The organism is Nitrosomonas sp. JL21, assembly GCF_009833095.1.
In the GTDB taxonomy this organism is placed as follows: domain Bacteria; phylum Pseudomonadota; class Gammaproteobacteria; order Burkholderiales; family Nitrosomonadaceae; genus Nitrosomonas.
The window spans coordinates 1-2048 of record NZ_QRCB01000069.1; the positions used below are offsets into that span (position 1 = coordinate 1).

The 2048-nt window shown below is 56.8% G+C and carries 1 protein-coding gene; it reads right to left on the bottom strand.

The features are described 5' to 3' along the window. A partial coding sequence (locus tag ABF87_RS14495; protein WP_240143714.1) for a condensation domain-containing protein occupies positions 1 to 2048 on the bottom strand: 2048 nt, incomplete at both ends.

Here is a 2048-nt window from a genome sequence, read left to right on the forward strand (position 1 = left end):
CTGTTGCCAGTATTCCCGGGACTGGGCAGGGTCACGCTGGCTCAGCCATGCAATGAAATCGCGGTAGCGGTAACGCGGCAATGCCAGGCTTTTACCACCATAATGCCGCAATACTTCACCCATCAATTGCGACGTGCTCCATCCATCCAATAACAGATGATGAATCGTCATCATCACGTGATAGCGGTCATCATCCAGACAAACCACCGCAATACGCAGTAATGGCGGCGTCCGTAAATTCATACCCAGTTCATGTTCCGCTTGCGCCAATCGATCCAGTTCTTGCCGCAGTTCTGCCAATGATGCGCGGCCGCGCCAGTCATGCACCGACCACGGCAACTGCGCAGCTTTCGCCACCCACTGCACCGCAACCCGGCCTTCCTGTATGAAGCCCGTGCGCAGTATATCGTGCCGGTCCAGCGCGGATTGCCATGCCGCCCGAAACCGCTCCACATCCAGATGATCGATATCCACCCGCAACTGATTCAGGTAAATATCACCCCCAGCATCGAATACGCTATGAAACAGCATGCCCGCCTGCATCGGCGACAGCGGATAGAGATCCTCGAGCTGCTCAACTGGAACCGGCAAGTCATCCAATTCTTGTTGCGTCATTGCCGCCAATGGGAAATCCGATGGCGTGACGCCACGGATAGTCCTGCCGCAGTGGTGGATAATCTGTTCCAGTTTCGCTATGAACGCATGCGCAAACTCGGCCATCGTCTCCTTCCGATAGCGCGCTTCGCTGTATCCGACTTCCAAATGGAATTCACCACCGACTATATGGCTGTTGAGCTGCAGATCGTGCTGCTGCTCCACCGCCGGATCCATCGACTCGCCTACCGGTGTGTCCGCCAGCATCCACAGGTGTTCTTCATCGAAACTGGCATCGAATTGCCCCAGATAATTGAACACCACCTGCGTTCTTGGCGATTGCGCCAGGATTTGCCGCTGTTCCTCGGTGCCATGGTATTTGAACAGGCCATAGCCGATGCCTTTGTGCGGAATGCGCCGCAAGTGTTCCTTGGTTTGCTTGATTCTCACCGCCACGTCATCGCCGCCAACCAGCGCTACCGGAAAAACGGTCGTGAACCAACCCACCGTACGCGACAAATCGATATCCGCGTACAGGTCTTCTCGGCCATGACCTTCCAGATCCACCAGAATTTCCGTATGCCCGCTCCAGTGGCATAGTGCGCCGCCCAATGCCGTCAACAGCAGATCGTTGACCTGGGTGCGGTAGGCGGCAGGTGCGTCCTTCAGTAAGGACTGTGTTTGTGCTCGATCGAGCTTGACCGTGACTTTGCGGTAGTGCCGTGTGTGGTTTGAACCAGAAGGCTCATCGCACGGTATGCTAGCCGGAATCGCCGTCAATTGTTGCCAATAGGCAAATTCATCGGCATGGTCAGCAGCATACTGCTGTAATCGCCGTGTCCAGACGGCATAGTCGCTGCTCGGTGCAGGCAATGCGATGTCTTCGTCATGCATGACCTGGCGGTAAGCGGTTTCGAGGTCTTCCATCAGAATACGCCAGGATACGCCATCAACCGCCAGGTGATGAATGACCAACAGCGCAAGCTGTCCCTGTTCGCCCCGATCGACCAACAGGCAGCGCAGCAGCGGGCCGTGTTGCAGATTCAGGCTGCGCTGCGCGTCATTGCACAGTACGAGCAGTTGCTCATCATCCGCGGCAGAGCGGATCCATAACAGATCCTGCGCAGCCGCTTCACGGGCTGTCTGTATCCATTGGCCGTCTGCATCGAGGGAATAGCTGAAACGCAATGCCCGGTGATGCTGAACCACGGCTTGCAGTGCCTGATCCAGCCAGCGCGCTTCGAGACGTTGCCGGCTTTTGAGCGGCATGGCCTGATTCCAGTGATGCTGAGCTGGAATCGATTGCTCAAAGAATTCACATTGTATCGGCAGCAGCGGTATCGGCACGTGCGCAGGAATTCCTGCATCTTCCACGGTCATCGCGGCCGCTTCCAGCGGTTTCATCACGACCGCCAATGCTGCGACCGTCTGGCGCTCGAACAATTGCCGCGGCG